Raw genomic sequence first — 25919 nt, 5'->3', positions numbered from 1 at the left:
CCGAATTACAGCAAGAATTCATGCAATGTTGGGTCTTTGCGGTCAAGGAAATGAGTCGAGCGGATACGGCGAATCGTGCGGGATTTACCGCGAATCAGCAGTGTCTCGGTGGTCGCCATGTTTCCTTTGCGATAAATACCTTCCAGCAGGTCACCTTTGGTAATCCCAGTGGCAGAGAAAATCACATTGTCATTGCGGGCCATATCCCCCAGTAACAGTACTTTACCGGCTTCGATGCCCATTGACTTGCAGCGCACCAGCTCTTGTTCGCCAATGCGGCGGTTGTCTTCATTATCGCCTTTGACTTGATGGCGCGCTAATAAACGGCCTTGCATATCGCCGTCCAATGCACGGATTACCGCAGCAGAAATCACCCCTTCAGGTGCGCCGCCGATGCAATACATCACATCCACTTCACTTTCTGGCATGCAGGTTAAAATAGAGGCCGCGACATCGCCATCGGGAATAGCAAACACTTTGACACCAAGTTGCTGCATTTCGGCGATGATGCCGTCATGACGCGGTTTGGCTAGCGTGATAACAGTTAAGTCAGTCAGTGGTTTATTCAACTTGATGGCAACATTGCGCAAGTTGAGTTCCAGCGGCAGGTTCAGGTCGATTGCTCCTTTAGCGCCAGGGCCAACCACCAGTTTTTCCATATACATATCAGGCGCATGTAAAAATGTGCCTTTATCTCCCACCGCCAGCACGGCCAGTGCATTGGCCTGGCCCATGGCAGTCATGCGGGTACCTTCAATAGGGTCAACGGCAATATCAACGGCATCGCCTTGGCCAGTACCGACGTGCTCACCAATAAACAGCATTGGGGCTTCATCGATTTCACCTTCGCCGATAACAATTTGCCCATCAATATTGACCTGATTGAGCATAATACGCATGGCTTGAACAGCAGCGCCGTCGGCAGCATTTTTATCGCCCCGACCCAGCCACTTATAGCCTGCCAGCGCAGCTGCTTCGGTGACACGGGAAAACTCGATGGCTAATTCACGTTTCATGGTTAGACCTGTATCCCCGTCATACTTCAAGCTGCATGTGCGTTGGCTACACTCATCACCTCAGTCACTTACTTAATGTAAGCTCTTGGAGCGTCTCTTGCTTGCCGCCTTCCTGCAACTCGAATTATTTAGGGTAATAGAAGAAGAATGTAAGCAGGAATTCTATCATCTTTGTGATGTGAAGCCGTAGGGTGTCTTTGGGGGGATGAGATTTTTCACAATAAAAAACGCGCCATCGGGGGATGATGGCGCATTATAGAGAGCTTAAAACAGGCCCTATTTTACCGGCGGGCCGTTATTCTTCGTGATCTTCCCAAGCTTGAGCACGGGCCACTGCTTTCTTCCAGCCTTTATAGCGGAAATCGCGCTCGGTGGTTTCGATTCCTGGACGGAATTCGCGCTCAATGGTGGCTTTACTCTTCACTTCATCCAAATCATTCCAGAAGCCCGTCGCCAGACCCGCGAGGAATGCGGCACCCAGCGCTGTACTTTCACGCACTGCCGGGCGCTCAACACGTGTGCCCAGAATGTCGGCTTGGAATTGCATCAGGAAGTTGTTTGCGACTGCACCGCCATCAACACGCAGTGACTTCAGGCGTTCACCAGAATCAGCTTGCATCGCATCCAGTACATCGCGAGTTTGATAAGCAATGGACTCGAGGGTTGCGCGGATGATGTGGTTGCTGTTAACACCACGGGTCAGGCCGAAGATCGCACCACGGGCATACGGGTCCCAATAAGGAGCACCTAACCCAGTGAAAGCAGGCACCACATATACACCGTTGCTGTCTTTCACTTTGGTGGCGAAATACTCGGAGTCGGTGGCATCGCTGATCAGTTTCAGCTCATCACGCAGCCATTGGATGGATGCGCCGCCAATGAATACCGCGCCTTCCAGCGCATAGTTAACTTCGCCGCGTGGGCCGCAGGCAATTGTGGTCAGTAGTCCATGATTGGATTGAACGGCTTCTGTGCCGGTGTTCATCAGCAGGAAGCAGCCTGTTCCGTAAGTATTTTTTGCCATGCCCGGTTGTACACAAAGCTGGCCGAACAGCGCGGCTTGTTGGTCACCGGCGATACCGGCGATAGGAATACGCGTCCCGCCTTTACCACCAATGTTGGTCTGGCCGTAAATTTCTGAGGATGGGCGAACTTCTGGCAGCATGGCGCGCGGGATATTCAGCGCTTTCAGCATGCGTTCGTCCCACTCTTTGGTGCGAATATTAAACATCATGGTGCGTGATGCGTTGGTGTAATCCGTTACGTGTACACGGCCCTGTGTCATGTTCCACACCAGCCAAGTGTCTACGGTACCAAACAGCAATTCGCCGCGCTCAGCACGGTCACGAGCGCCTTCTACGTTATCAAGGATCCATTTCACTTTGGTGCCGGAGAAGTAAGGGTCAACCACCAGCCCAGTGTTGTGGCGGATGTACTCTTCCAGACCTTCTTTTTTCAGTTTCTCGCAGATTTCAGCGGTACGGCGGCATTGCCAAACAATGGCGTTATACACCGGCTTACCGGTCGCTTTGTCCCAAACAATGGTGGTTTCACGTTGGTTGGTAATACCGATACCGGCAATTTCGTCAGAACTGATGCCGGCTTTGGCCAGCACTTCGACCAATGTGGAGCTTTGCGTGGCCCAGATTTCCATTGGGTCATGCTCAACCCAACCCGCTTTCGGGTAGATTTGGGTAAATTCACGCTGAGAAACACTCACGATATTAGCATCGTGGTCTAACACCACTGCTCTGGAACTGGTGGTTCCTTGATCAAGCGCGACAATGTATTTCTTTTGAGTAGTATTTTCAGTTGTCATAGTTAGCCTACTTTTTAAGTGACAGTATCTAATATTTACGCTTTGCGTTCTGTGGTCGTAACCGTGGTTTCTTCATCTTCAATGGCACACACATCGCATGGCAAATGGCGACCAATCAGAGCACGATAACCGAATGCACCCACTAATGCGCCGACGATTGGCCCTAAGATAGGGACTAAGAAGTAAGGAATATCACGCCCGCCAGTGAAGGCGATTTCGCCCCAACCTGCAAAATAAGCAAATAGTTTTGGACCAAAGTCACGTGCCGGGTTTAATGCGAACCCGGTCAGTGGCCCCATTGAGCCGCCGATAACGGCAATCAAGATACCAATCAGCAGCGGTGCCAGTGGGCCGCGTGGAATACCGTTACCATCGTCAGTCAATGCCAAGATAAGACACATCAAAATAGCGGTAATGACCATTTCAACCAAGAAAGCTTGGAAAACAGAAATATGTGGATTTGGATAAGTAGAGAAAATACCAGCCAGATTCAGACTTTCAACACTGCCGCGTGCTATTTGATGAGTCTGTTCAAAATCGATGAATAGGTTGTAGTAGAGGCCGAACACTAAGGCCGCAGCACAAAATGCACCGGCAATCTGTGCCAAAATGTAGGGAATAACTTTACTGCGATCAAAGCAGGCAAATAGCCATAAGGCAATAGTCACTGCTGGATTAAGATGAGCACCTGAAATTGCTGCTGTGAGATAAATGGCCATAGCAACGCCCAGGCCCCAAATGATACTAATTTCCCACTGCCCAAAACTGGCACCTGCCAATTTTAATGCAGCGACACAGCCCACACCAAAAAAGATAAGTAGAGCAGTACCGAGAAACTCAGCGATACATTGGCCCTTCAAGGTCGAACTAGCGGTTTGGCTCATAGTAGATGTCCTAGAGACAGAGATTTATAGGGTGTTTCTTATTTTTGCCCCCCAAAGTACGGAGGGAGTGATGTAAATTTATCGTTAACGAGCACAAACGAGAAATAGCGAAATCAAAATGTGTGTGGTGTGTCATAAAAATGAGCGATTTCGCGTTATTCGCAGATGTTAAGGGACTTTGAAAGTGTGATCAGACCAGTGCTTTCTTCCCCAGTTGTTAAAGCTGTGTATAACTTAGCAAGATGGATGGTAGGCATTTTTCGGTTTTTGCTGATGCTTTTTCGACTTTCACTGATGTTTTTTCGGTTTTCACTGATAGTTACTGACACGAAATTGCTACAGAGTGTGGTTTGTACCGGTATGGCGCTAGACAGGGGGAGACTGGCTACATACAATCGCTCTACAAGGGCATCGCCTTATAAGACTATTGTTTTTATCATATTGCGTCGCCTGTGCGATGGGACGCCTAAAACATAGCGCTTGTTACACTAGTTTGATGGATATATAGCGCGATAAGTATTCACAGCAGTTTCATTCGCCGATAGTTACTGTGGTTTGCGCGGCAACTGAAGTTAGAAATGATGACTGCGACCAAAGGATGTACGCCTTGCGACTCATAAGGGGACCGAAGAATGTCATTTGAAGTATTTGAGAAATTGGAAGTTAAAGTTCAGCAGGCGATTGATACCATCACTCTGTTACAGATGGAAATTGAAGAGCTGAAAGAGAAAAATAACACCTTGTCCCAAGAAGTTCAGGAAGCGGCAGGTGGCCGTGAAGCGCTAGTGCGCGAAAATGAGCAATTGAAACAAGAACAGCATGTTTGGCAGGATCGTCTGCGTGCTCTGTTGGGAAAGATGGAAGAAGTCTGAGTGCCAGTTGGCTTAAAGCATCATCAATATATTGCTGAAAGCCGCTAGTTACGCAGCTTCTTCGAGTACGAAAGGCAACAAGGGCGATATTGATATCGCCCTTTTTAGTTGATAAACCAGAGAGATATTATTCAATATCCAAAGGTTCTTCTGACAAGATTATCCCGGTGTTGTCTGCGTACAAATGGTCACCGGAGAAGAATGTCACACCGCCAAAGTTAACGCGGATATCACTCTCACCAATACCCTCATCTGCGGCACCGACCGGAATAGCGGCCATCGCCTGGATACCAATATCCAATTCGGCTAGTTCATCAACCTGACGGACAGCACCGTAAACAACAATGCCTTCCCACTCATTTTTCAAAGCCAGATCAGCTAGTTCAGCATTGATTAATGCCCGGCGCACTGAGCCACCGCCATCGACGACTAAAACACGGCCAAGACCATTTTCTTCGAGCAGGTCAAACAACAAGCCGTTATCTTCGAAACATTTTACAGTAGTAATCTTGCCACCAAATGAAGTGCGCCCGCCAAAATTGGAGAACAGAGGTTCTACCACATTGACCTCTTCATGATAGATGTCACAGAGTTCGGAAGTATCATATTTCATAGGATTAACGTCTGGTTGCGGCTGGGATGTTAAGTATATCCCTTTCTGGCCGCTGTTGGCAAAATCATCAATTGTTAAATTTCTCCGGACAGGTTTATCGGCTGTTGCCCGGAGAAAGAAACAGGCGGGGTTAACTGAGCACCAGGCCGATAGCAAACAGAATATTGGTCAACAACGCGGCTTTGACCATATGCTCGAGCATGGGGCGCATCCCCGCGGCGGTGGGTTCACGCAGCACAAATAGCGCGTGTTTGGCCAGTAAGGGAACCGCCAAAATAAAGAGCCAACCCGCCCAGTTATGCAGATACAGAATATTGAATAATGCCAGACAGAAGATGGCGGCGGCGATCAGCAGGGCATGATAATAACGTGCGACCACCGGGCCTAAACGCACTGCCAGTGTGTTTTTGCCATTGGTTTTGTCATTTTCGATATCACGCAAATTATTAATATTTAAAACGGCTGTCGCCAGTAAACCACAGGCGGTGGCGGGTAGCATGACGATACTGTCAAAGTGCCCGGCTTGAAGATAGTAAGTCCCGGCGACACTCAGCCAGCCGAAGAAAACCAATACTGAAATATCACCTAAGCCCATATAACCATAGGGTTTACTACCCACGGTGTAGGTGATTGCGGCCACAATGGCCATCAGCCCAAGCAGTAAAAAGCCTAAAATGTCGCTGGGTTTTTCGCAGGCCACGGCAATGAGCGCGATACCTGAAATGACAGTCATACTAACAGTGATGATAAGCGCGACTTTCATTTGCTGACGAGTAATCATCCCTTTTTGCATGCCGCGCAATGGCCCGATACGTTCTTCGGTATCACTGCCCTTGATAGCATCGCCGTAATCATTGGCGAGATTGGACAAAATTTGCAACAGGCCGGCGGTTAATAAGGCGAGCAAGGCGACGGCGGGCTTAAAACTATCGAGCCAGACAGCCAGCGCTGAACCGGTAACGATAGAGGCAAAGGCCAGGGGCAGTGTTCTTGGCCGCAGGCTTTCCAGCCAAGCCTGGGTCTGGCTGGTGCTAGTTAAGCGGGTATTAGGTGATAGGCTCATTTTCTGCTTCATTTTATAGGAGTCTGGTCCGCCCATATCGGCGAGTTAATAAAAATAAGAGTGGGAGGCATCGCCTCCCACTCAATATTAATTTGGCGAACCATTTTATCCAGCAACGGCTTATAAAGCGAATTATAGGATAAAACGACTCAAATCTTCATCCGCTACCAGCTCATCCAGATGTTTACCCACATATGCCGCGTCAATAGTGATGGATTGACCATTACTTTCGCTTGCGTCATAAGAGATATCTTCCATCAGACGTTCCAGCACTGTATGCAAGCGGCGTGCGCCGATATTCTCGGTGCGCTCGTTAACCTGCCATGCCGCTTCAGCGATTTTACGGATACCTTCACGGGTAAACTCAACAGTCACCCCTTCAGTAGCCATCAGAGCTTTGTATTGCTCAGTCAGCGAAGCACTCGGTTCAGTCAGGATGCGCTCGAAATCATCGGTGGTCAGCGCCTGTAATTCTACACGGATTGGCAAGCGACCTTGCAATTCCGGGATAAGATCTGACGGGCTGGAGACCTGGAATGCGCCGGAGGCAATAAACAGAATATGGTCTGTTTTCACCATGCCGTGTTTGGTTGATACGGTGCAGCCCTCAACCAATGGCAGCAAGTCACGTTGTACCCCTTCACGGGACACATCCGGGCCTGAAGTCTGGCCGCGTTTACAGATTTTATCGATTTCGTCGATGAACACGATGCCGTGTTGTTCAACCGCATCAATCGCCTGTTGCTTCAGCTCTTCTGGATTGACTAACTTCGCGCCTTCTTCCTCAATCAGCAGTTTAAATGCTTCTTTGATTTTGATTTTGCGCGGTTTTTGTTTCTGGCCAGCAATGTTCTGGAACATTGATTGCAGTTGGTTAGTCATCTCTTCCATGCCCGGAGGAGCCATGATTTCAACACCTACTGGTGATGCCGCCAGATCAATTTCAATCTCTTTGTCATCCAGTTGACCTTCGCGCAGTTTTTTGCGGAAAGCCTGGCGGGTCGCGGATGGCTCTTGAGTTTCATCCGGTTGGCCCCAGTTATTTTTGGCTGGTGGGATCAGCACATCCAGAATACGTTCTTCGGCCAATTCTTCCGCCCGATAACGCATTTTCTCAATGGATTGATGACGAACCATTTTCACCGCTGCATCGGTTAGATCGCGGATAATAGAATCTACTTCTTTACCCACATAGCCAACTTCGGTGAACTTGGTGGCTTCTACTTTGATAAACGGCGCATTGGCCAGTTTTGCCAGGCGGCGGGCAATTTCTGTTTTACCCACGCCGGTCGGGCCGATCATCAGAATATTTTTAGGAGTAACTTCGTGGCGCAGCTCTTCGTTAAGCTGCATCCGACGCCAGCGGTTACGCAGGGCAATGGCCACTGCACGTTTAGCTTTATCCTGGCCGATAATATAGCTATCAAGTTCGCTGACAATCTCGCGTGGGGTCATTTCAGACATGTCACTCTATCCTTACGCTTTATGTGTTGATAACGTTTCGTACGTTAATTCTTCAATGGTTTGGAAGCGGTTGGTGTAGATACAAATATCCCCCGCAATGCTCAGTGATTTTTCCACGATATCCCGCGCACCCAATTCAGTATTTTCTAGCAGCGCGCGCGCGGCAGACTGGGCATAAGGCCCACCGGAACCAATAGCAATCAGGTCATCTTCAGGCTGAACCACATCGCCATTACCGGTGATGATGAGTGATGCGGTTTCATCAGCAACAGCCAAAAGTGCTTCGAGTTTGCGTAACATGCGGTCAGTGCGCCAATCTTTGGCTAACTCAACCGCTGCTTTAGTCAGGTGGCCCTGGTGCATCTCCAGTTTGCGTTCAAATAGCTCAAATAGCGTAAAGGCATCGGCAGTACCGCCAGCAAAACCAGCAATGACTTTATTGTTATAAAGGCGGCGTACTTTCTTGGCGTTGCCTTTCATTACGGTATTGCCCAGAGTGACCTGGCCATCACCACCGATAACTACATGACCATTACGGCGTACACTTACAATTGTTGTCACGAGCGGATCCTCGTTGCGGACTGAATGAGTCCCCGTATTGCCTTTCAGCAAAACAATACGGGGTATATTGAGATTATAAATGGGGGAGGATTACTACTTTTCAACCCCCAACTGCGAGGGGAATGCATCCTGATTGGCCCGCACCTTTCAAACGCTGTAAAGCTTTATCCGCTGCAGCTTTGGTGCTGTAAGGGCCGAGCACCACGCGATTCCAGCCACCACCGGCGGTAATACGGCTTTCGATACCCTCGAATGCCAATTGGGCGCGAATAGATTCCGCCTGATCTGCGGCTTTGAATGAACCACATTGCACCATCCAGCGTTGCGCTTTTTCTTTCTCTTTTTCCGGTTTCGGCGGTGTCACTGCTGGCGCTACTGGAGTCACCGGTTGCTGAGTGCGCGGTGGTGCCGTGACCTGCGGCGGCACTTGTGTCTGCGGTGCTGGTACTGGTGCAACCGTCTGACGCGGTGGCGTTAATGGCTGCTGCTGTATATTGGTGACCGGGGGTTTGATGGTCACCGCAGAACGTGGCACCGGCATCCCTTCGTTATACGGCACCTCTGAAAGCTGGGTCGGCTGCTGCCGCATATCCGCCTGCATCTGTTCAAGCAATTGGCGCTGCTCATTGGTCAGTTGCGTTTTAGAATTAACTTCGCCACCGGCAGAGGGTTCTGTCGGTGTTGGGACGCCAATCTGACGGTTTTCCAACTCTTTAATATAACGCCAGCGTTCTTCGGGTTTCGGCGGCAAGCCATTGCCTGTGCGCGGATCATGGCTAGGCAGTAGCGGAAGCTCGCCCGGCTTATTGTGGGTAATGAAATAAAGGCCACCAACAAATACCACTAATAGCGCGACGGCCAGTGCCATCACGGTTTTGGATACTGCTGGAGCACTGCGTTTTTTCCGGCTGGTGCTTTTGCGCCGCGCTCCTGAGCGCCCTCGGCTTACATAATCTCTTTGTGCCACTATCGTTTCGCTGCGTCGTGATGATGGAATAAGCCCGTCATGTTACTGAACCCCTGAATATTTGCCTAGTGTTTAGGCGCAGCAGTACTTTCCCTGACAATTAATTCGGTATTTAACAAGCGGGAGCCACTCTGTACTGGATGCCCTTGTAACTGTTCGAGTAATAGTAACATGGCTTGCCGACCAATTTCATAACGTGGTTGTGCCACGGTGGTCAAGGGAGGATCGCAATACTGTGACAATTTCAAGTCGTCGAAGCCGACGACAGAGACATCCTGTGGGATACGCAGGCCCATTTTCTTCGCCTGCCACATCGCGCCGATCGCCATGACATCATTGTGACAGAATATTGCGGTCGGGGGTTCCGGCAGCTCCATCAGCTTGATAAAGGTGTCAGCGCCCGCTTCATAGCTAAAATCGCCGCGTATAATATAGTTGCTGTCGACCTCGATACCATTACGGCGTAGCGCCTGGATATAGCCCTGTAGCCGATATTGACACAGCGGAAAGTTTTCAGGCCCGGCAACACAGGCAATGCGCTTGTGACCCAATCTAATCAGATATTCTACCGCTTCATAGGCTGCGGTGAGGTTATCAATGTGGACGGTGGGTAGCTCTAGCTCCGGGGCAAACTCGTTTGCCATTACCATCGGCGGTAAATTACGTTGTTCTTCTTTGCTGGCATCGAAAGGTAGATTGGAGCCTAACAGCAACATGCCATCAATTTGCTTGGTGATGATTAGGTTAACGAAGCTGCGCTCTTGCTGGGGTTGTTGTGCGCAATCACCAATTAATATCAGATAGCCTTGTTGGGCGGCGGCATGTTCAATGCCCTGGATGATGTCAGCAAAAAAGGGGTCGCTGATATCCGGCACAATAACCAGAATAGTGCGCGATTCGTTACGTTTGATATTGCGAGATAAAGCATGGGGAGAATAACCGACAGCCAGAACAGCTTGTTCCACTTTTTGCCGAGTTATTGTTGAAACTTTTTCCGGGTTCATCAATGCGCGCGATACCGTCGCAGTCGAAACACCGGCCATTTCGGCCACATCCTTCATGGTGGCCATCGTGAATTCTTTCTTATGTTCCAACGCCTTTCTCCTTGCTCTGACTCCGAGTCAGCACTAATGCTTAATGCAGGCTTTCCGTCATTCTATACAGATCGTGGGGGCAATTTGTTACCTAATTTGCATAAAAAGTGTGACATAAGTAGGTTTTTTCGAACTGACTCGCAGAAAATGGGGTAATCGATTGCTTTATGATGCGGTTTTACTCCAAGAATCATTGGCATTACCGCTAACATCACGGTGACATCGGTCAATTAGCTGTCTATTGGGTCAACATCTAATGTCCACTTCACTTTCCGTGCTTGCGGCAAAGTATTGATAAGTGGCTGAGAGGTTTTAATCAGCCGTTGCAGGAATTGCCGTGAGGGGTGCTGCAACAGTAATTGCCAGCGGAAGCGCCCGCCGCGCTTAGCCTGTAACGCCGGAACCGGCCCCATAATCCATAATGCTTCGTCTTTCAGTGGGCTGGCTTCCAACAAATTGCGTAATTGCTGCAAAAACAGCGCTGATTGCTGGTTATCATGGTCTTCACTGCGCACAATGATATGGCTGGTATAGGGCGGTAAAAATACGCTTTTTCGCTCCGCCAATGCTTGTTTGGCAAAGGCGTCGTAGCCTTGCTGTAGCAGAATTTGCAGCAGCGGGTGCTCAGGGTGGTGAGTTTGTAAAATGACTTCGCCTTGTTTACCCGCACGGCCTGCGCGGCCTGATACTTGAGTGTAAAGCTGCGCAAAGCGCTCCGCAGAACGGAAGTCGGCCGAGAACAACGCGCCATCGACATCCAGCAATGCCACCAGAGTGACATCCGGGAAGTGGTGGCCTTTCGCCAACATTTGGGTACCAATCAATATCCGCGCGCCCCCCTGATGCACATCAGCCAGGTGTTGTTCCAGCGAACCTTTTCGGCTGGTGGTATCGCGGTCAATGCGGGTGATCGGGATCTCTGGGAATAAAGGCGCTAATTCGTTTTCCAACTGTTCGGTACCGACACCCACGGAGACCATATGGGTCGAGCCGCATTTCGGACATTGTTGTGGCACTGGGCGTTGGCTATCGCAATGATGGCAGCGTAATTGGCGGTGATTCTGATGCAGGGTGTAATAGTGGTCACAGCGCTGGCATTCCGCAATCCAACCACACTCATGGCACAGCAAAGCAGGTGCATAACCGCGGCGGTTGAGAAACAAAATCACTTGGTTGTCGGCTTGCAAATGGGCTTTCATGCGTTTTAGCAGCGGCTGAGAAAGGCCAACTTTTAATGGCAGCCCCTTGAGATCCAGTAAGTGCTGCACTGCTGGCTTGGCATTACCCGCCCGTTTTGACAGTGTTAGCTGGCGATATTTACCCATTTGAACATTATGTAAAGTTTCCAGCGCGGGAGTGGCTGTCCCCATCACAATAGGAATGCCTTCTTCACGGGCGCGGAACACCGCTAAATCTCGGGCGTGGTAGCGCCAACCTTCCTGCTGTTTATAGGAACTATCATGCTCTTCATCAATAATGATAACGCCCAGCCGGGAGAATGGAGTGAACAGCGCGGAGCGAGTCCCAATCACAATCGCGGCTTCGCCGTTACGCGCCCGTAGCCAGACGGATAAGCGCTCGCTGTCGTTTAAACCGGAATGGAGCACCTCAACCGGCGCATTAAAACGCTCACGAAAACGGGCAATAGTCTGCGGGGTTAGGCCAATTTCAGGGACTAAAACTAGCGCCTGGCGGCCCTGTGCCAGAATATTTTCCAGCACGCTGAGATAAACTTCAGTCTTGCCGGAGCCGGTCACCCCAGCCAGTAGCCAGGCGGCAAACTGGGTATCTTCACTGCGAATCGCCCCGACGGCGGTAGCTTGCTCGGTATTGAGCCGCAGACGTTCGCCCAGCACCGAAAACCCATTACGCCAGTCCGTGGTCGCCACTTCTTGCGCTCGCAGGTCAATCAACCCTTTGCTACGCAATGTTTGCAGCGCGCTTTCAGTTAATGCCATTTCATTTACTTGATGGCGATAAACCGGTTTTTGTAATAACGCCGCAAGAGCTTGTTGTTGTTTGGGCGCGCGTTTTAAGCTTTCCGGCGGCGTAGCGCGGCCTTGTTCTGTGGCAAACCATTGCCACAAAGGGGCGGATTTCGCGGGCTTTCCTTGGCGCAATAAGATGGGCAAAGCATGGAACAGCACTTCGCCGATCGGATAATGATAATATTCGGTTGCCCAACACAGAATGCGCCACAAGCTGGGTGGGAATAAGCTGTCACTGTCCAAAACCGTATCAATGGCTTTGAGTTGTTCAAGAGGGAATGCGCTGGTATCACTGATACCCACTACGATTCCAATGGCATTACGTTTACCAAATGGCACACTGACGCGGGCCCCAACTACCGGGCAGGCCATAGCACTGTCGAGGCGGTAATCAAAGGTGCGAGTTAGCGGTACGGGTAATGCCACTTGAACAACGGACATGTATTTTTATCCTGCTAAATAAAAGGGTATAAATAAAATGGTCTAAATAAAGATTGAACAGTTTACACTGCGTACCTCACAATGTGCGGATTCGATTGCGCGGCTTGGTCAAATTCTGTATTATTTGCCGCCTTTGATATAATTCGATATCAAATTCTGCTAACAACCGTTGTTTGTTTTATCAGCGATTGTTCGTTAGCAATCAACTATTCGTTAACGATAAATGATTATTTAACGACAAATGGTTATTTATCAATCGTGTGGTGTCTGGCGGAGTAGGGCTGGATAGCGACGCGGCCTAAATATAGAGGTTTTTCCATGAAAAAAGGTATCCACCCTAAATACGATTTAGTTACTGCTTCTTGTTCTTGCGGTAACGTTATCAAGATCAACTCAACTGTTGGTCATGACCTGAATCTGGACGTGTGCGGCGAATGCCACCCGTTCTACACTGGCAAGCAGCGTGATGTTGCGACCGGTGGCCGTGTTGACCGCTTTAACAAGCGTTTCAGCGTGCCGGGTGCGACTAAAGCATAATTGCCCGTCAGACGAAAAAGGCGCCTTAGGCGCCTTTTTTCATTTCTACAACCCAGTTCACATTATGAATAGAACTGAACTGCTGCGGGAAATCAATATTCCCAGGTATCGGGATCAACACCCAACTCACGCATTAAAATCTTTGCAGCTTCCGGGATTTCATCACTGCGCTCTTTACGCAGATCTTCGTCATTCGGCAGCGGCTGGCCGGTAAATGCATGCAAAAAAGCCTCACACAACAATTCACTGTTGGTGGCGTGGCGCAGGTTATTCACCTGACGGCGGGTCCGTTCATCGGTGAGGATTTTTAACACCTTCAGCGGAATGGATACCGTAATTTTTTTGACCTGTTCGCTTTTCTTACCGTGTTCAGCGTAAGGGCTGACATACTCGCCGTTCCACTCAGCCATGGGACACCTTAAATTTGTCGGAAAAATACTAAATTCTGAAAACCGGCCAATTATGCCCGATCTTCACTGTTCTCACTAAATAAATGTCGATTTTACTAGACTAATGTCACTTAAATAACCTTTTTTGCTATTTATTGATAGCTATTACCTTTCTCTATCATCTTTGCGGTTAAACAAATTCGTGGTTAAACAAGGCACCATTGAAACCTGACTGACATCATGAGGATATCTAAAACCTCTATAATTTTAGCGGTTATTATCCCATTGCTCAATCTATACGCAAAGAAGTTTAGATGTCCAGATGTATTGACGTCCGTAATTTGTGAGTCTACTCTGACGTAACATTTTTTCGATATCCGGCTGGTGGAAATCCATATGACGCGTAAACAGGCAACAATAGCAGTCCGTAGCGGGTTGAACGATGACGAGCAATACGGCTGCGTTGTCCCCCCGATTCACCTCTCCAGTACCTATAATTTTATCGATTTTAATCAGCCTCGCGCCCATGACTATTCACGTCGCGGCAACCCGACGCGTGATGTCGTGCAGCGCGCATTAGCTGAGCTGGAAGGTGGTGCGGGTGCGGTAATGACCAGCAGCGGGATGTCGGCGATTCATTTGGTTTGCACCACTTTTCTTAAACCGGGTGATTTACTGCTGGCCCCCCACGATTGTTACGGCGGCAGCTACCGTCTATTCGATAGTTTAAGCAAGCGCGGTGCCTATCGGGTGCTATTTGTTGACCAGGGCGATGAAGTGGCGCTGAGCAAGGCACTGGCGGAAAAGCCCAAGCTGGTGTTGATTGAAACTCCGAGTAACCCGCTGTTACGGGTGGTTGATATTGCCGCTATCTGTAAAGCCGCTCATGCCGTCGGCGCATTAACCCTGTGCGATAACACTTTCCTTAGCCCCGCGTTGCAGCAGCCGCTTGCTTTAGGCGCGGATCTGGTGGTTCATTCCTGTACCAAATATCTGAATGGCCATTCAGATGTGGTTGCTGGCGCGGTCATTGCCAAAGATCCTGAACTCGCTGTCGAATTGGCATGGTGGGCGAATAATATTGGTGTGACTGGCGCGGCATTCGACAGTTACTTGTTATTACGTGGGTTACGCACATTATCACCACGTATGGCTCAACAGCAGCGCAACGCGGATGAAATTGTTCGCTATTTACAGCAACAGCCTTTAGTGAAAAAGCTGTATCATCCTTCTCTGCCACAACATCCCGGCCACGAAATTGCTTGCCGTCAGCAGTCTGGTTTTGGTGCGATGCTCAGTTTTGAGCTAAATGGTGATGAACAGGTACTGCGTCGTTTCCTCTCTGCCCTTGAATTGTTTACCTTGGCAGAATCTTTGGGGGGCGTTGAAAGCCTGATTTCCCACGCCGCGACCATGACTCATGCTGGTATGGCGCCAGAAGCGCGCACTGCCGCAGGCATTACTGATAGTTTATTGCGAATTTCCGTGGGTATCGAAGACAGCGAAGATTTGATTGCCGATTTGGACAATGCTTTCCGGTTGGCGAGAGACTGAGGTAAGTATGAATGCAACAGCGGTAGCAGCGGCGGTGACGGGTCGTCAACTGCATAAATTTGGTGGTAGTAGTCTGGCAGATGTGAAGTGTTACCTGCGGGTGGCTAATATTATGGCCAACTACAGCCACCCCGGCGATCTCATGGTGGTATCTGCGGCAGGTAGCACCACTAACCAACTGATTAGTTGGCTGAAACTCAGTCAAAGTGATCGTCTTTCTGCCCATCAGGTGCAGCAGAATTTGCGTCGTTACCAACATGACCTGATTAGCGGCTTATTATCGCCAGAAATGGCTGAGCCGCTGATTAGTGAGTTTATCCATGATTTGGAGCGCTTGGCGGGCTTGTTGGATAACAAAATCGACGAGGCAATTTATGCCGAAGTGGTCGGCCATGGTGAGATTTGGTCTGCTCGCTTGATGTCTGCGGTATTGAACAAACTCGACATGAAAGCTACCTGGCTTGATGCTCGCAGCTTTCTGCGTGCTGAACGTGCAGCGCAGCCACAAATCGACGAAGGCCGTTCTTATCCGTTGTTGCAACAATTGATAGCGCAGCATCCACATCAACGTCTGGTGGTCACTGGATTTATCTCACGCAATAACACCGGCGAAACCGTGTTGTTGGGGCGTAACGGCAGTGACTACTCGGCTACTCAGGTCGGGGCGCTGGCGGGAGTCGAACGCGTTACCATCTGGAGTGACGTGGCGGGGGTATACAGTGCGGACCCGCGCAAAGTGAAAGATGCCTGTTTACTGCCATTATTGCGCTTGGATGAAGCCAGTGAATTGGCCCGTTTGGCGGCTCCGGTGTTGCATACCCGCACACTACAGCCGGTTTCGGGCAGTGATATCGATTTGCAGTTGCGCTGTAGCTATCAGCCAGAACAAGGTTCAACCCGCATTGAGCGGGTACTGGCTTCAGGCTCGGGTGCCAAAATTGTCACCAGCCACGATGATGTTTGCCTGATCGAATTACAGATTGCCAGTCACCATGATTTCTCGCTGGCACAGAAAGAAATTGATTTACTGCTCAAACGCGCGCAAATCAAGCCGCTGGCGACCGGTATTCACCCTGACCGTAACTTATTGCAGCTTTGCTATACCTCAGAAGTGGTCGATAGTGCGCTAAGAGTGCTGGAAGATGCCACGCTGCCGGGGAAATTATCTCTGCGCGAGGGGCTGGCATTGGTTGCTCTGGTGGGGGCGGGGGTCAGTAAGAACCCACTGCACAGCCATCGTTTCTACCAACAACTGAAAGACCAGCCGGTCGAGTTTATCTGGCAAGCTGAAGATGGTATCAGCATGGTCGCCGTGCTGCGTCTAGGGCCGACTGAGCACCTGATTCAAGGTTTACATCAATCACTATTCCGCGCCGAAAAACGGATTGGCTTGATGCTGTTCGGTAAAGGCAATATTGGCGCTCGCTGGTTGGAGCTTTTCGCCCGTGAGCAAAAGAATATCTCGGCGCGCAGTGGTTTTGAGTTCGTGCTGGCCGGTGTTGTGGATAGCCGCCGCAGTCTATTGAGTTATGATGGGCTGGATGCCAGTCGGACGTTAGCATTTTATGATGACGAAGCTCAAGAGCAGGATGAAGAATCCTTGTTCTTGTGGATGCGCGCGCATCCATTTGATGATTTGGTGGTGTTGGATGTGACCGCCAGCGAATCACTGGCCGAGCAATATTTGGACTTCGCCAGCTACGGTTTCCACGTTATCAGCGCCAATAAATTAGCCGGAGCTTCCAGCAGCAATAACTACCGCCAAATTCGCGATGCTTTCTCCAAAACAGGCCGCCACTGGCTGTATAATGCCACGGTGGGGGCAGGTTTGCCGGTGAACCACACGGTGCGCGACCTGCGTGATAGCGGCGACAGTATTCTGGCGATCAGCGGTATTTTCTCCGGTACTTTATCTTGGTTATTCCTGCAATTTGATGGCACGGTGCCTTTTACCGAGCTAGTGGATCAAGCTTGGCAGCAGGGCTTGACAGAACCGGATCCGCGCGTGGATCTCTCCGGGCAAGACGTGATGCGCAAGCTGGTGATTTTGGCCCGTGAAGCCGGTTACGACATTGAACCAAATCAGGTGCGGGTGGAGTCGCTGGTACCTGCCGGTGCTGATGTTGGTTCCGTGGATCAATTCTTTGAAAATGGCGAGGCATTGAATCAGCAAATGATTCAGCGCTTAGAAGCTGCGAATGAAATGGGTCTGGTGTTACGTTACGTTGCACGCTTTGATGCTAATGGTAAGGCGCGGGTGGGCGTTGAAGCAGTACGTGCTGACCATCCATTGGCTTCTTTATTGCCGTGCGATAACGTTTTTGCCATTGAAAGCCGTTGGTATCGCGACAACCCGTTGGTCATCCGTGGCCCTGGCGCTGGGCGTGATGTCACCGCTGGCGCTATTCAATCTGATTTAAACCGCCTTTCTCAACTGCTGTAATTTGCCTTTATTCACCTCCTCTGCCCGCCGCAGGGGAGGCGAAACCGCCATATTTTCCCCTATATGAATTTTCCGCACATTGCGTGTGAATATTAATCATCGTTCTAAACTTATTTAAAAGTTGACTCTTTAGCCAACTTCGGTCATTTTCTATTTAGACGTCTAAACGTATAGACGCTTATAAAAAATGACAGATAACATAAGTCATCAAAATGATGACAACAGGCAATGGGGTAACAGGGTATGAGTTTTTTCCACGCAAACCAGCGGGAAGCGCTGAATCAAAGTTTGGCAGAGCTGCAAGGCCAGATTAATGTTTCTTTTGAATTTTTCCCGCCGCGTACCAGCGAGATGGAAGACACCCTGTGGAGCTCTATTGACCGTCTGAGCACTCTGAAACCGAAGTTTGTCTCAGTGACTTATGGTGCAAACTCCGGTGAGCGCGATCGTACCCACAGCATCATCAAGGGTATTAAAGAACGCACTGGCCTTGAAGCCGCGCCGCATCTGACTTGCATTGATGCTTCTCCGACTCAGCTACGTGAGATTGCCACGGATTATTGGAATAGTGGCATTCGCCATATTGTCGCCCTGCGGGGTGATTTACCGCCGGACAGTGGCAAGCCAGAAATGTATGCCTCTGATTTGGTTGGCTTACTGAAAGACGTGGGTGACTTTGATATTTCGGTTGCCGCCTATCCAGAAGTGCATCCAGAAGCCAAAAGTGCGCAGGCTGATTTGATTAACCTGAAACGCAAGATTGATGCTGGCGCTAACCGTGCCATTACGCAGTTCTTTTTTGATGTAGAAAGCTACCTGCGTTTTCGCGACCGCTGTGTTGCGACCGGTATTGATGTTGAAATCGTGCCGGGTATCCTGCCGGTGTCTAACTTTAAGCAGCTCCAGCGCTTTGCCACTATGACCAATGTGCGAGTGCCTCATTGGATGACCCGTATTTTTGATGGGCTGGATAACGACCCAGAGACGCGCAAGATGGTCGGGGCATCAGTGGCGATGGATATGGTGAAGATTCTCAGCCGCGAAGGGGTGAAAGATTTCCATTTCTATACTCTGAATCGGGCAGAATTGAGTTATGCGATTTGCCATACCCTCGGGGTGAGGCCATAGTTTTTAAAAAGGGGCGGTGGCCCCTTTTAATCCCCATTGGCTTTGATTAGTCATTCAGTTTGATCGGATCTGATTTCGGTTGATATTCGATTTGTTCCCAGTGCTGGTATTGCCGCCTCAACCGAGCAGGAGGGCAAGCCGGCCCTCCTGCACCTGCGGCTTGCGCGAAATATTACTGCTATTCGCAGTTCCCTCCGGCAGCCGTTGGCCTTATCGAGCCAGCGCGATGGGCATCCTTGCCCAAGCGCGCTTTTCGCGGGCGTCCATGCCCGCTCACTCGGGCCATCGTCTTTGTCGGTAATATTCCTGATTGCGCTCAACACCAAAAGAGAAAATCAAAACTCTGGTTTTGACCTTGATGTTAAAAGCACATTTGAGCCGCCGAGTGAAGAATGAAGGTAGGACGCGAGGCATGGATGCCGAGCGAGGGCCGCTTGAGCATGGATGCGAATCGGCCCGATCCGTCAGCGAAATGATGAGTGAGGGAACCCACGCAGTGGGCAAGCGATACGTGCGAAGCGCGGGATTCCACAAGGGTGCGCGCCCGCACCCTTTGGCGGTTGGTTCATCGGAGATTAAGTGAACAGTGAAATTCTAACAACCGAACCTGAGCACCGAATTAACTAACAACCGAAATAATGATCCGGTGCTCTATCAGCCGAAAAAAAATATCAGGGGAATTTCTTCCCCTTAAAATCAATGACTAACCTGTATTGCGCATCCCTGCCGCCACACCGGCAATAGTCACCATCAATGCTTGCTCAACGCGGGCATCTGGGTGTTCTTGCTGGCGCGAGCGGTGCAGTAGCTCGGCTTGCAACACGTTTAATGGGTCGGTATAGACATTACGCAGCGCGATAGACTCCGCAATCCACGGTAAATCCGCCATCAAATGGTCATCGTTGGCAATCGCCAGCACCACTTTAATATCGGCTTCCAGTTGGTCGCGTAGTTGCTGACCTAACGGCCACAGCGATTTATCTACCAGACGTTGGTCATAATATTCTGCCAGCCACAAATCTGCTTTGGCGAACACCATTTCCAGCATACCAATCCGGGTTGAGAAGAACGGCCAGTCACGGCACATAGTGGCTAACTCTTCCCGTTTCCCGGCGTCGATCGCTTTCTGCAAACCGGCACCGGCACCCAGCCAGGCGGGTAACATCAGGCGGTTTTGCGTCCAGGCGAAAATCCAGGGAATAGCACGCAGGCTTTCTACTCCGCCGTTCGGACGGCGCTTAGCTGGGCGTGAACCCAATGGTAATTTGCCTAATTCCAGTTCTGGTGTCGCGGCACGGAAGTAAGGCACAAACTCAGGATTTTCACGTACATAGCCACGATACATATCGCAGGAAGCATCAGACAGAATATCCATCACCTCCACCCACTCTTTTTTCGGCTCCGGCGGCGGCAACAAATTAGCTTCCAGAATCGCACCAGCATAAAGCGCCAAACTGCTGATAGTGACTTCCGGTAAACCAAACTTAAAGCGAATCATCTCGCCTTGTTCAGTGACACGTAAGCCGCCTTTCAGGCTGCCAGGAGGCTGAGAAAGCAGTGCAGCATGCGCTGGCGCGCCACCACGGCCGATAGAACCGCCACGGCCATGGAACAGTGTCAGAGAGATGCCAGCTTTCTCGCAGGTTTTGATGAGAGCATCCTGCGCGCGATATTGCGCCCAAGACGCAGCCATCACGCCGGCATCTTTCGCTGAGTCAGAATAGCCAATCATCACCATTTGCTTGCCTTGGATCAGGCCGCGATACCAGTCGATATTCAGTAACTGGGTCATCACATCGTCAGCATTATTCAGGTCATCGAGAGTTTCGAATAATGGCGCGACTGGCAGAGTGAACGGGCAACCGGCTTCTTTCAACAGTAAATGCACTGCCAGCACGTCCGATGGCACTTTGGCCATGGAAATCACGTAAGCAGCAATGGAACCCTGCGGTGCTTCGGCAATGACTCGGCAGGTTTCCAGCACTTCTTGAGTCTCGGCACTTGGTTCCCATTTCAGTGGAACTAATGGGCGCTTGGAGTTCAACTCACGGATCAGGAAGGCTTGTTTGTCCGCTTCAGACCAGCTTTCATAATCACCCAGACCTAAATAGCGGGTCAGTTCAGCAATGGCATCGGTATGACGGGTACTTTCCTGACGCACATCAATACGCACCAGCGGCACACCGAAACAGCGCACGCGGCGCAGGGTATCCAGTAATTGGCCGTTGGCGATGATTTCCATGCCACAGGTTTTTAGCGATTGATAACAGGCGTATAGCGGGTCCCACAATTGGTCATTACTGACCAGCAAATCAGTCGGTGGCAATACACGCTCGCCTTTCAGGCGGCCTTCCAGATAGGTCTGGGTGTTCGTCAACTGGGTGCGCATGCGCTTCATCAGTTCACGATAAGGTTCGAGCACCTCTTCGCCACCCGCCAATTCACGCAATTCTGGCGTACATTCCGACATGGAAAGCTCTGATACCAAGACCTGAATATCACGCAGGAACAAATCAGTGGCTTTCCAGCGGCTCAGTAGCAGCACATGGCGGGTAATTTCGGCAGTAACATTAGGGTTACCATCGCGGTCACCCCCCATCCATGAAGTGAAGCGGATCGGCACGGCTTCTACCGGCAAGCGGTAATCGAGGGAGTTTTGCAACTGCTCGTTAAACTCACGCAGGAAAGCGGGCACGCCTTCCCATAGGCTGTTTTCAACCACAGCAAAGCCCCATTTGGCTTCATCAACCGGGGAAGGGCGAATTTTACGAATTTCGTCGGTATGCCATGATTGTGCGACTAACTGCCGCAAACGACGCATGATCTTGTTGCGTTCGTAATCGGCTAAATCATTGTGATCCAGCTGGCTCAGGCAGGTATTCACTTCGACCAGTTTATGAATCAAGGTACGGCGAGTAATTTCGGTTGGGTGAGCCGTCAACACCAGCTCAATAGACAACTCATCAACCGCGCTGCGCATGTCTTTTTCGCTCAGCTTTTTGTCTTTCAAACGGGTGAATAGCTGGGCCAGGGCTTCCGGATTACTTGCGGCTTCACCATGTGGCGAAATGCTGTGATATTGCTCCGCTGTGTTGGTCAAATTGAGAAATTGACTAAAAGCGCGGGCTACCGGCAACAGCTCGTCATTGGATAAATTTTGCAGCGTTGTCAGCAGTTCCTGACGGCTCGCTTCATTACCAGCACGCGAAGATTTAGATAATTTACGGATGGTTTCTACTTTTTCAAGGATGTGTTCGCCGAGCGCTTCCTTGATGGTGTCCCCGAGTAGCGTGCCGAGCATACTGACGTTACTTCGCATTGCGGAATATTGTTCGTTCATATGATTTCTTTTAGTACCCTTCGTAACTTGATGAGTATGTAAATTAATTTCACCCAAAAGACTGAGATGGACAAATCCACTCGCCACGTTCAATTCCATACCCCAATTGACACTATTTCTAGCAAAAAAACATCATTTTTAGGGATATTGCTGAAATTTAATTACTACAGCCAGATTATCAGTCTGGCTAATCGGTAATATTGATCCGCCTACCCCATACGAGTTATTTCTGCTGACAGAAATGGTCAACTAATTGGCCAATCAGCTCGCGAGTGGGTTCGATAAAGGCCATATCGATAAATTCATCCGGCTGGTGGGCTTGATTGATGGAACCTGGCCCCAGCACTAATGTCGGGCAAATTTGCTGAATAAATGGCGCTTCGGTGCAGTAGTTCACCACCGCCGTGCGCTCACCCAGCAATTTTTCGATAACCCCGACCATATGATGATCTGTTGGGCATTCATAGCCTGGAATCGGCGGATGCAGTTCATCAATACTCAAGCGGCCCGGCCAGCGCGCACTGACGGGGGCCAGTGCTTCAGTCATCAACTCATTCAAATCACTTAGTGTCAGACCCGGCAATGGGCGGATATCCATATGTAATTCACAGCAAGCACAGATACGGTTTGCAGCATCACCACCATTAATATGACCGAAATTCATGGTCGGGTATGGGATAGCAAATGCCGGATTGTTGTAGCGCTCTTGTAAGCTGGTGCGCAGCTTCATTAGCTCAGTAATGGATTCATGCATCAAATCAATAGCATTCACACCACGAGCGGGATCACTGGAATGGCCGGACTGGCCAGTAATGCGGATAGCATTGGAAATATGCCCTTTGTGCGCCCGCACGGGTTGCAGTGATGTTGGCTCACCAATAATGGCAAAGTCAGGGCGCAACTGGGTGGAGGCGGCAAAATAGCGCGCGCCCGCCATGGTGGTTTCTTCATCGGCAGTCGCCAAAATATACAGCGGCTTGCTCAATGTGCTGGCATCAATATCGCGCACTGCATCAAGAATAAAGGCAAAGAAGCCTTTCATGTCGGCAGTACCCAAACCATACAATTTATTGTCATGCTCGGTCAGAGTGAACGGATCGCGCGTCCAGCGCCCCTCATCATAAGGAACGGTGTCGGTATGACCCGCCAATAGCAACCCGCCGCTACCCTCTCCGCTGCTTTTTTCACCAATAGAGGCAAGCAGGTTAAATTTGTGGCGTGTGTCAGGTACTGGCTGGATTTCGACGCGAAAACCCAAATCTGCAAACCATCCGGCCAACAAGTTGATTAACGCCTCATTGCTTTGGTCGAGGGCGCTATCGGTTGCGCTGATCGATGGCGTCGCGATTAACGCCCGATACAGCTCAATAAATGGAGGTAATTTCATCTTCACTGTTGACAGCCTTTGGTTAGGATAGTATCAATATTCATGCATTAATTATGAATAAAAATACAGTAAGCTTGAGCGTAAGGGAACCTAAAAACACCCTTAAATTGACGAAAAAGTCAATACTCAATCACGTGGGGGAACAGTAAGACCTTGCTGATAACCCAAATGCCGGTTTTGACTACTTATGTCTTTATACCGAATAACATTTTTATATCCAAAGTCATTGGCGTTGCAGGTAGGCAGCAAGTGAACGAATCCCGATGAGCTGACACTGGTCAGTGATTCGAGTGAGTAAACGTCGCTAACAACCCTGCAGCTTCAATCACGAAGGGCACGGTGAACTGAACCCATGTTGAATACGCTAATTGTAGGTGCCAGTGGTTATGCTGGAGCTGAGCTTACGGCTTACCTGAATCGTCACCCACATATGAACATAACCGGTTTAACGGTTTCAGCGCAAAGTGCAGATGCAGGGAAATTACTTTCTGATCTGCATCCGCAGCTAAAAGGCATTATTGATCTTCCGCTACAACCCTTGGTGGATGTGGCTCTGGCGGCAAAAGGCGTTGATGTTGTCTTCCTCGCCACCGCCCATGAAGTCAGCCATGATTTAGCGCCACAATTCCTGGCGGCGGGTTGTGTCGTATTTGATCTCTCCGGTGCATTCCGGGTTCAGGATGCGGAGTTTTACAGTCAATATTACGGTTTTGAGCATCAACATGCCGATTGGCTGGACAAAGCAGTCTATGGATTAGCTGAATGGCAGGCTGAAAAAATTAAGCAGGCCCAATTGATCGCGGTACCAGGCTGCTATCCCACCGCATCCCAACTGGCGCTTAAGCCGTTGGTCGATGGCGATTTACTCAATGAGGCGCAGTGGCCAGTGATTAACGCCGTCAGTGGTGTCAGTGGCGCGGGGCGTAAAGCCAGCATTAGCAACAGTTTCTGTGAAGTGAGTTTGCAGCCGTATGGTTTGTTTAATCATCGTCATCAGCCAGAAATTGTCGCCCACCTTGGCACTCCGGTCATTTTTACTCCGCATTTGGGGAATTTCGCCCGCGGTATTTTGGCAACCATTACCTGCCGCCTGAAAGCGGGTGTGACGGCACAAGATATCGCCGAGGCATACCACAATGCTTACCAAGATAAGCCCCTGGTTCGGCTTTATAAGCAAGGCGTGCCAGCACTGAAAGCGGTGGTCGGTTTACCTTTCTGTGATATCGGTTTTTCTGTGCAGGGCGAGCATTTAATTATTGTCGCGACAGAAGATAACCTGCTGAAAGGGGCTGCGGCGCAGGCCGTGCAATGCATGAATATACGTTTTGGTTTTGTGGAAACCCAATCCCTGTTGTAGGTAACTGGAGGGTTGTAACAGAGTCGAAACTGACATTTTTATCCAATTATATTGAGGCGAAACATGATGAATCCGTTGGTCATTAAATTAGGTGGCGTGTTGCTGGACAGCGAAGAAGCGCTGGAACGCCTGTTTACTGCATTGGTGACCTATCGCGAGAAGCATGAGCGCCCGCTGGTGATTATGCACGGCGGTGGTTGTCTGGTTGATGATTTGATGAAAAAACTCGCGTTGCCGGTGGTGAAGAAAAACGGCCTGCGTGTGACTCCCGCGGATCAAATTGACATTATTACGGGTGCATTAGCGGGTACAGCCAACAAAACATTGCTGGCTTGGGCGGTGAAGCATGACATCAATGCTGTTGGCTTATGCTTGGGTGATGGCCATACCGTGTCGGTCACTCCGCTGGAGGCAGAACTTGGTCATGTGGGTAAAGCCGAAGCTGGCTCACCGGCTTTAGTGCAAACCTTACTGGCCGCGAATTACATGCCAATCATCAGCTCTATTGGTATTACTGCTGATGGCAAATTGATGAATGTCAATGCCGATCAAGCTGCAACAGCTTTGGCCGCGACACTGGGAGCCGATTTGATTTTGCTGTCGGATGTCAGCGGGATTTTAGATGGCAAAGGCCAGCGTATTGCTGAAATGACGGCACAAAAAGCTGAGCAATTGATTGCTCAGGGCATCATTACTGATGGTATGGTGGTTAAAGTGAATGCAGCGCTGGATGCGGCTCGCTCATTGGGCCGTCCGGTGGATATCGCCAGTTGGCGTCATGCCGACCAACTGCCAGCATTGTTTAATGGGGTGCCGATTGGCACACGTATTTTGGCCTAATACTGTTTATTTTATTATAAATTTTTATAACCCAAAGTCATTGGAGTTACAGGTAGGCAGCCAGCAAACTCATCCCGATGAACTTACTCAAGTAAGTGATTCGGGTGAGCGAGCGCAGCTAACAACCCTGTAGCTTCAAGGGCGAAGGGGAGAACTTAAGGA

At 50.0% G+C, this 25919-nt stretch carries 20 protein-coding genes; 7 read left to right on the top strand and 13 right to left on the bottom strand.

Annotation, left to right across the window (positions count from 1 at the left end; genetic code table 11):
- Positions 1-5: 5 nt before the first annotated feature.
- From glpX to OP863_RS19240, 3 genes are all read right to left on the bottom strand, one after another.
- Positions 6-1016, bottom strand: coding sequence for a class II fructose-bisphosphatase (glpX, locus tag OP863_RS19250; RefSeq protein WP_038637982.1), 1011 nt, complete (start codon positions 1014-1016; stop codon positions 6-8).
- A 295-nt stretch (positions 1017-1311) separates the two neighbouring features.
- Positions 1312-2835, bottom strand: a complete 1524-nt coding sequence (gene glpK / locus OP863_RS19245; protein WP_038637985.1) for a glycerol kinase GlpK — start codon at positions 2833-2835, stop codon at positions 1312-1314.
- A gap of 35 nt (positions 2836-2870) precedes the next feature.
- Positions 2871-3719 carry an MIP/aquaporin family protein gene (locus OP863_RS19240; RefSeq protein WP_038637988.1) on the bottom strand — a complete coding sequence of 283 codons (849 nt, stop codon included), beginning with the start codon at positions 3717-3719 and terminating at the stop codon, positions 2871-2873.
- A 632-nt stretch (positions 3720-4351) separates the two neighbouring features.
- On the opposite strand from OP863_RS19240, the gene zapB reads away from it, so the two are divergent.
- Complete coding sequence (gene zapB, locus OP863_RS19235; protein WP_004392238.1) at positions 4352-4591, top strand: septal ring assembly protein ZapB; 240 nt, start codon at positions 4352-4354, stop codon at positions 4589-4591.
- A 127-nt stretch (positions 4592-4718) separates the two neighbouring features.
- Here zapB and rraA read toward each other — a convergent pair whose 3' ends face one another.
- From rraA to priA, 7 genes are all read right to left on the bottom strand, one after another.
- Positions 4719-5204, bottom strand: coding sequence for a ribonuclease E activity regulator RraA (gene rraA, locus OP863_RS19230; protein WP_038637991.1), 486 nt, complete (start codon positions 5202-5204; stop codon positions 4719-4721).
- A gap of 130 nt (positions 5205-5334) precedes the next feature.
- Complete coding sequence (locus OP863_RS19225) at positions 5335-6267, bottom strand: 1,4-dihydroxy-2-naphthoate polyprenyltransferase (RefSeq protein ID WP_038637994.1); 933 nt, start codon at positions 6265-6267, stop codon at positions 5335-5337.
- Positions 6268-6399: 132 nt separating this feature from the next.
- The gene (gene hslU, locus OP863_RS19220) at positions 6400-7731 is read right to left on the bottom strand and encodes an HslU--HslV peptidase ATPase subunit (protein WP_004392241.1); all 1332 of its coding nucleotides are present in this window, start codon (positions 7729-7731) and stop codon (positions 6400-6402) included.
- A 12-nt stretch (positions 7732-7743) separates the two neighbouring features.
- Positions 7744-8292 carry an ATP-dependent protease subunit HslV gene (gene hslV, locus OP863_RS19215; RefSeq protein WP_038638000.1) on the bottom strand — a complete coding sequence of 183 codons (549 nt, stop codon included), beginning with the start codon at positions 8290-8292 and terminating at the stop codon, positions 7744-7746.
- Positions 8293-8392: 100 nt separating this feature from the next.
- The gene (gene ftsN / locus OP863_RS19210) at positions 8393-9259 is read right to left on the bottom strand and encodes a cell division protein FtsN (protein ID WP_145588766.1); all 867 of its coding nucleotides are present in this window, start codon (positions 9257-9259) and stop codon (positions 8393-8395) included.
- A 65-nt stretch (positions 9260-9324) separates the two neighbouring features.
- Positions 9325-10353 carry a DNA-binding transcriptional regulator CytR gene (gene cytR, locus OP863_RS19205; protein ID WP_038638007.1) on the bottom strand — a complete coding sequence of 343 codons (1029 nt, stop codon included), beginning with the start codon at positions 10351-10353 and terminating at the stop codon, positions 9325-9327.
- A 230-nt stretch (positions 10354-10583) separates the two neighbouring features.
- The gene (gene priA / locus OP863_RS19200) at positions 10584-12782 is read right to left on the bottom strand and encodes a primosomal protein N' (protein ID WP_265525721.1); all 2199 of its coding nucleotides are present in this window, start codon (positions 12780-12782) and stop codon (positions 10584-10586) included.
- 318 nt (positions 12783-13100) lie between these two features.
- Between priA and rpmE the strand changes: the two genes are divergently transcribed.
- The gene (gene rpmE / locus OP863_RS19195) at positions 13101-13319 is read left to right on the top strand and encodes a 50S ribosomal protein L31 (RefSeq protein ID WP_038638012.1); all 219 of its coding nucleotides are present in this window, start codon (positions 13101-13103) and stop codon (positions 13317-13319) included.
- Positions 13320-13411: 92 nt separating this feature from the next.
- Here rpmE and metJ read toward each other — a convergent pair whose 3' ends face one another.
- Complete coding sequence (gene metJ, locus OP863_RS19190) at positions 13412-13729, bottom strand: met regulon transcriptional regulator MetJ (RefSeq protein ID WP_004392248.1); 318 nt, start codon at positions 13727-13729, stop codon at positions 13412-13414.
- Between the two features lie 375 nt (positions 13730-14104).
- Between metJ and metB the strand changes: the two genes are divergently transcribed.
- From metB to metF, 3 genes are all read left to right on the top strand, one after another.
- On the top strand, positions 14105-15262 hold the full coding sequence (gene metB / locus OP863_RS19185; protein WP_145588770.1) for a cystathionine gamma-synthase: 1158 nt from the start codon (positions 14105-14107) through the stop codon (positions 15260-15262).
- 7 nt (positions 15263-15269) lie between these two features.
- The gene (locus OP863_RS19180) at positions 15270-17705 is read left to right on the top strand and encodes a bifunctional aspartate kinase/homoserine dehydrogenase II (protein ID WP_038638020.1); all 2436 of its coding nucleotides are present in this window, start codon (positions 15270-15272) and stop codon (positions 17703-17705) included.
- A gap of 243 nt (positions 17706-17948) precedes the next feature.
- On the top strand, positions 17949-18833 hold the full coding sequence (gene metF / locus OP863_RS19175; RefSeq protein WP_038638022.1) for a methylenetetrahydrofolate reductase: 885 nt from the start codon (positions 17949-17951) through the stop codon (positions 18831-18833).
- Positions 18834-19536: 703 nt separating this feature from the next.
- Here the strand turns inward: metF and ppc are convergent.
- Together ppc and argE are read right to left on the bottom strand one after the other, a co-directional pair.
- The gene (gene ppc / locus OP863_RS19170; RefSeq protein ID WP_038638024.1) at positions 19537-22173 is read right to left on the bottom strand and encodes a phosphoenolpyruvate carboxylase; all 2637 of its coding nucleotides are present in this window, start codon (positions 22171-22173) and stop codon (positions 19537-19539) included.
- A 223-nt stretch (positions 22174-22396) separates the two neighbouring features.
- Positions 22397-23560, bottom strand: a complete 1164-nt coding sequence (argE, locus tag OP863_RS19165) for an acetylornithine deacetylase (protein WP_186378164.1) — start codon at positions 23558-23560, stop codon at positions 22397-22399.
- 352 nt (positions 23561-23912) lie between these two features.
- Between argE and argC the strand changes: the two genes are divergently transcribed.
- Both argC and argB read left to right on the top strand, forming a co-directional pair.
- On the top strand, positions 23913-24917 hold the full coding sequence (gene argC, locus OP863_RS19160; protein ID WP_038638030.1) for an N-acetyl-gamma-glutamyl-phosphate reductase: 1005 nt from the start codon (positions 23913-23915) through the stop codon (positions 24915-24917).
- 66 nt (positions 24918-24983) lie between these two features.
- Positions 24984-25757 (top strand): acetylglutamate kinase, encoded by a 774-nt coding sequence (argB, locus tag OP863_RS19155; RefSeq protein ID WP_038638033.1) that lies wholly within the window; start codon positions 24984-24986, stop codon positions 25755-25757.
- Positions 25758-25919 lie beyond the last annotated feature (162 nt).

Source organism: Yersinia sp. SCPM-O-B-9106 (C-191) (genome assembly GCF_026183365.1).
GTDB classification, from domain to species: Bacteria; Pseudomonadota; Gammaproteobacteria; order Enterobacterales; family Enterobacteriaceae; genus Yersinia; species Yersinia rochesterensis.
Note: the sequence above shows the minus strand (reverse complement) of the source record. Positions and strands in the feature narration are given on the sequence as shown.

What these genes read in the sequence shown, in the direction of transcription:
- OP863_RS19180 (WP_038638020.1), top strand. Translation starts at nt 15,270, where the DNA reads ATGAATGCAACAGCGGTAGCAGCGGCGGTGACGGGTCGTCAACTGCAT.
- OP863_RS19240 (WP_038637988.1), bottom strand. Translation starts at nt 3,719, where the DNA reads ATGAGCCAAACCGCTAGTTCGACCTTGAAGGGCCAATGTATCGCTGAG.
- zapB (WP_004392238.1), top strand. Translation starts at nt 4,352, where the DNA reads ATGTCATTTGAAGTATTTGAGAAATTGGAAGTTAAAGTTCAGCAGGCG.
- ppc (WP_038638024.1), bottom strand. Translation starts at nt 22,173, where the DNA reads ATGAACGAACAATATTCCGCAATGCGAAGTAACGTCAGTATGCTCGGC.
- rraA (WP_038637991.1), bottom strand. Translation starts at nt 5,204, where the DNA reads ATGAAATATGATACTTCCGAACTCTGTGACATCTATCATGAAGAGGTC.
- rpmE (WP_038638012.1), top strand. Translation starts at nt 13,101, where the DNA reads ATGAAAAAAGGTATCCACCCTAAATACGATTTAGTTACTGCTTCTTGT.
- argB (WP_038638033.1), top strand. Translation starts at nt 24,984, where the DNA reads ATGAATCCGTTGGTCATTAAATTAGGTGGCGTGTTGCTGGACAGCGAA.
- glpX (WP_038637982.1), bottom strand. Translation starts at nt 1,016, where the DNA reads ATGAAACGTGAATTAGCCATCGAGTTTTCCCGTGTCACCGAAGCAGCT.
- hslU (WP_004392241.1), bottom strand. Translation starts at nt 7,731, where the DNA reads ATGTCTGAAATGACCCCACGCGAGATTGTCAGCGAACTTGATAGCTAT.
- metF (WP_038638022.1), top strand. Translation starts at nt 17,949, where the DNA reads ATGAGTTTTTTCCACGCAAACCAGCGGGAAGCGCTGAATCAAAGTTTG.
- metJ (WP_004392248.1), bottom strand. Translation starts at nt 13,729, where the DNA reads ATGGCTGAGTGGAACGGCGAGTATGTCAGCCCTTACGCTGAACACGGT.
- OP863_RS19225 (WP_038637994.1), bottom strand. Translation starts at nt 6,267, where the DNA reads ATGAGCCTATCACCTAATACCCGCTTAACTAGCACCAGCCAGACCCAG.
- priA (WP_265525721.1), bottom strand. Translation starts at nt 12,782, where the DNA reads ATGTCCGTTGTTCAAGTGGCATTACCCGTACCGCTAACTCGCACCTTT.
- glpK (WP_038637985.1), bottom strand. Translation starts at nt 2,835, where the DNA reads ATGACAACTGAAAATACTACTCAAAAGAAATACATTGTCGCGCTTGAT.
- argE (WP_186378164.1), bottom strand. Translation starts at nt 23,560, where the DNA reads ATGAAATTACCTCCATTTATTGAGCTGTATCGGGCGTTAATCGCGACG.
- argC (WP_038638030.1), top strand. Translation starts at nt 23,913, where the DNA reads ATGTTGAATACGCTAATTGTAGGTGCCAGTGGTTATGCTGGAGCTGAG.
- metB (WP_145588770.1), top strand. Translation starts at nt 14,105, where the DNA reads ATGACGCGTAAACAGGCAACAATAGCAGTCCGTAGCGGGTTGAACGAT.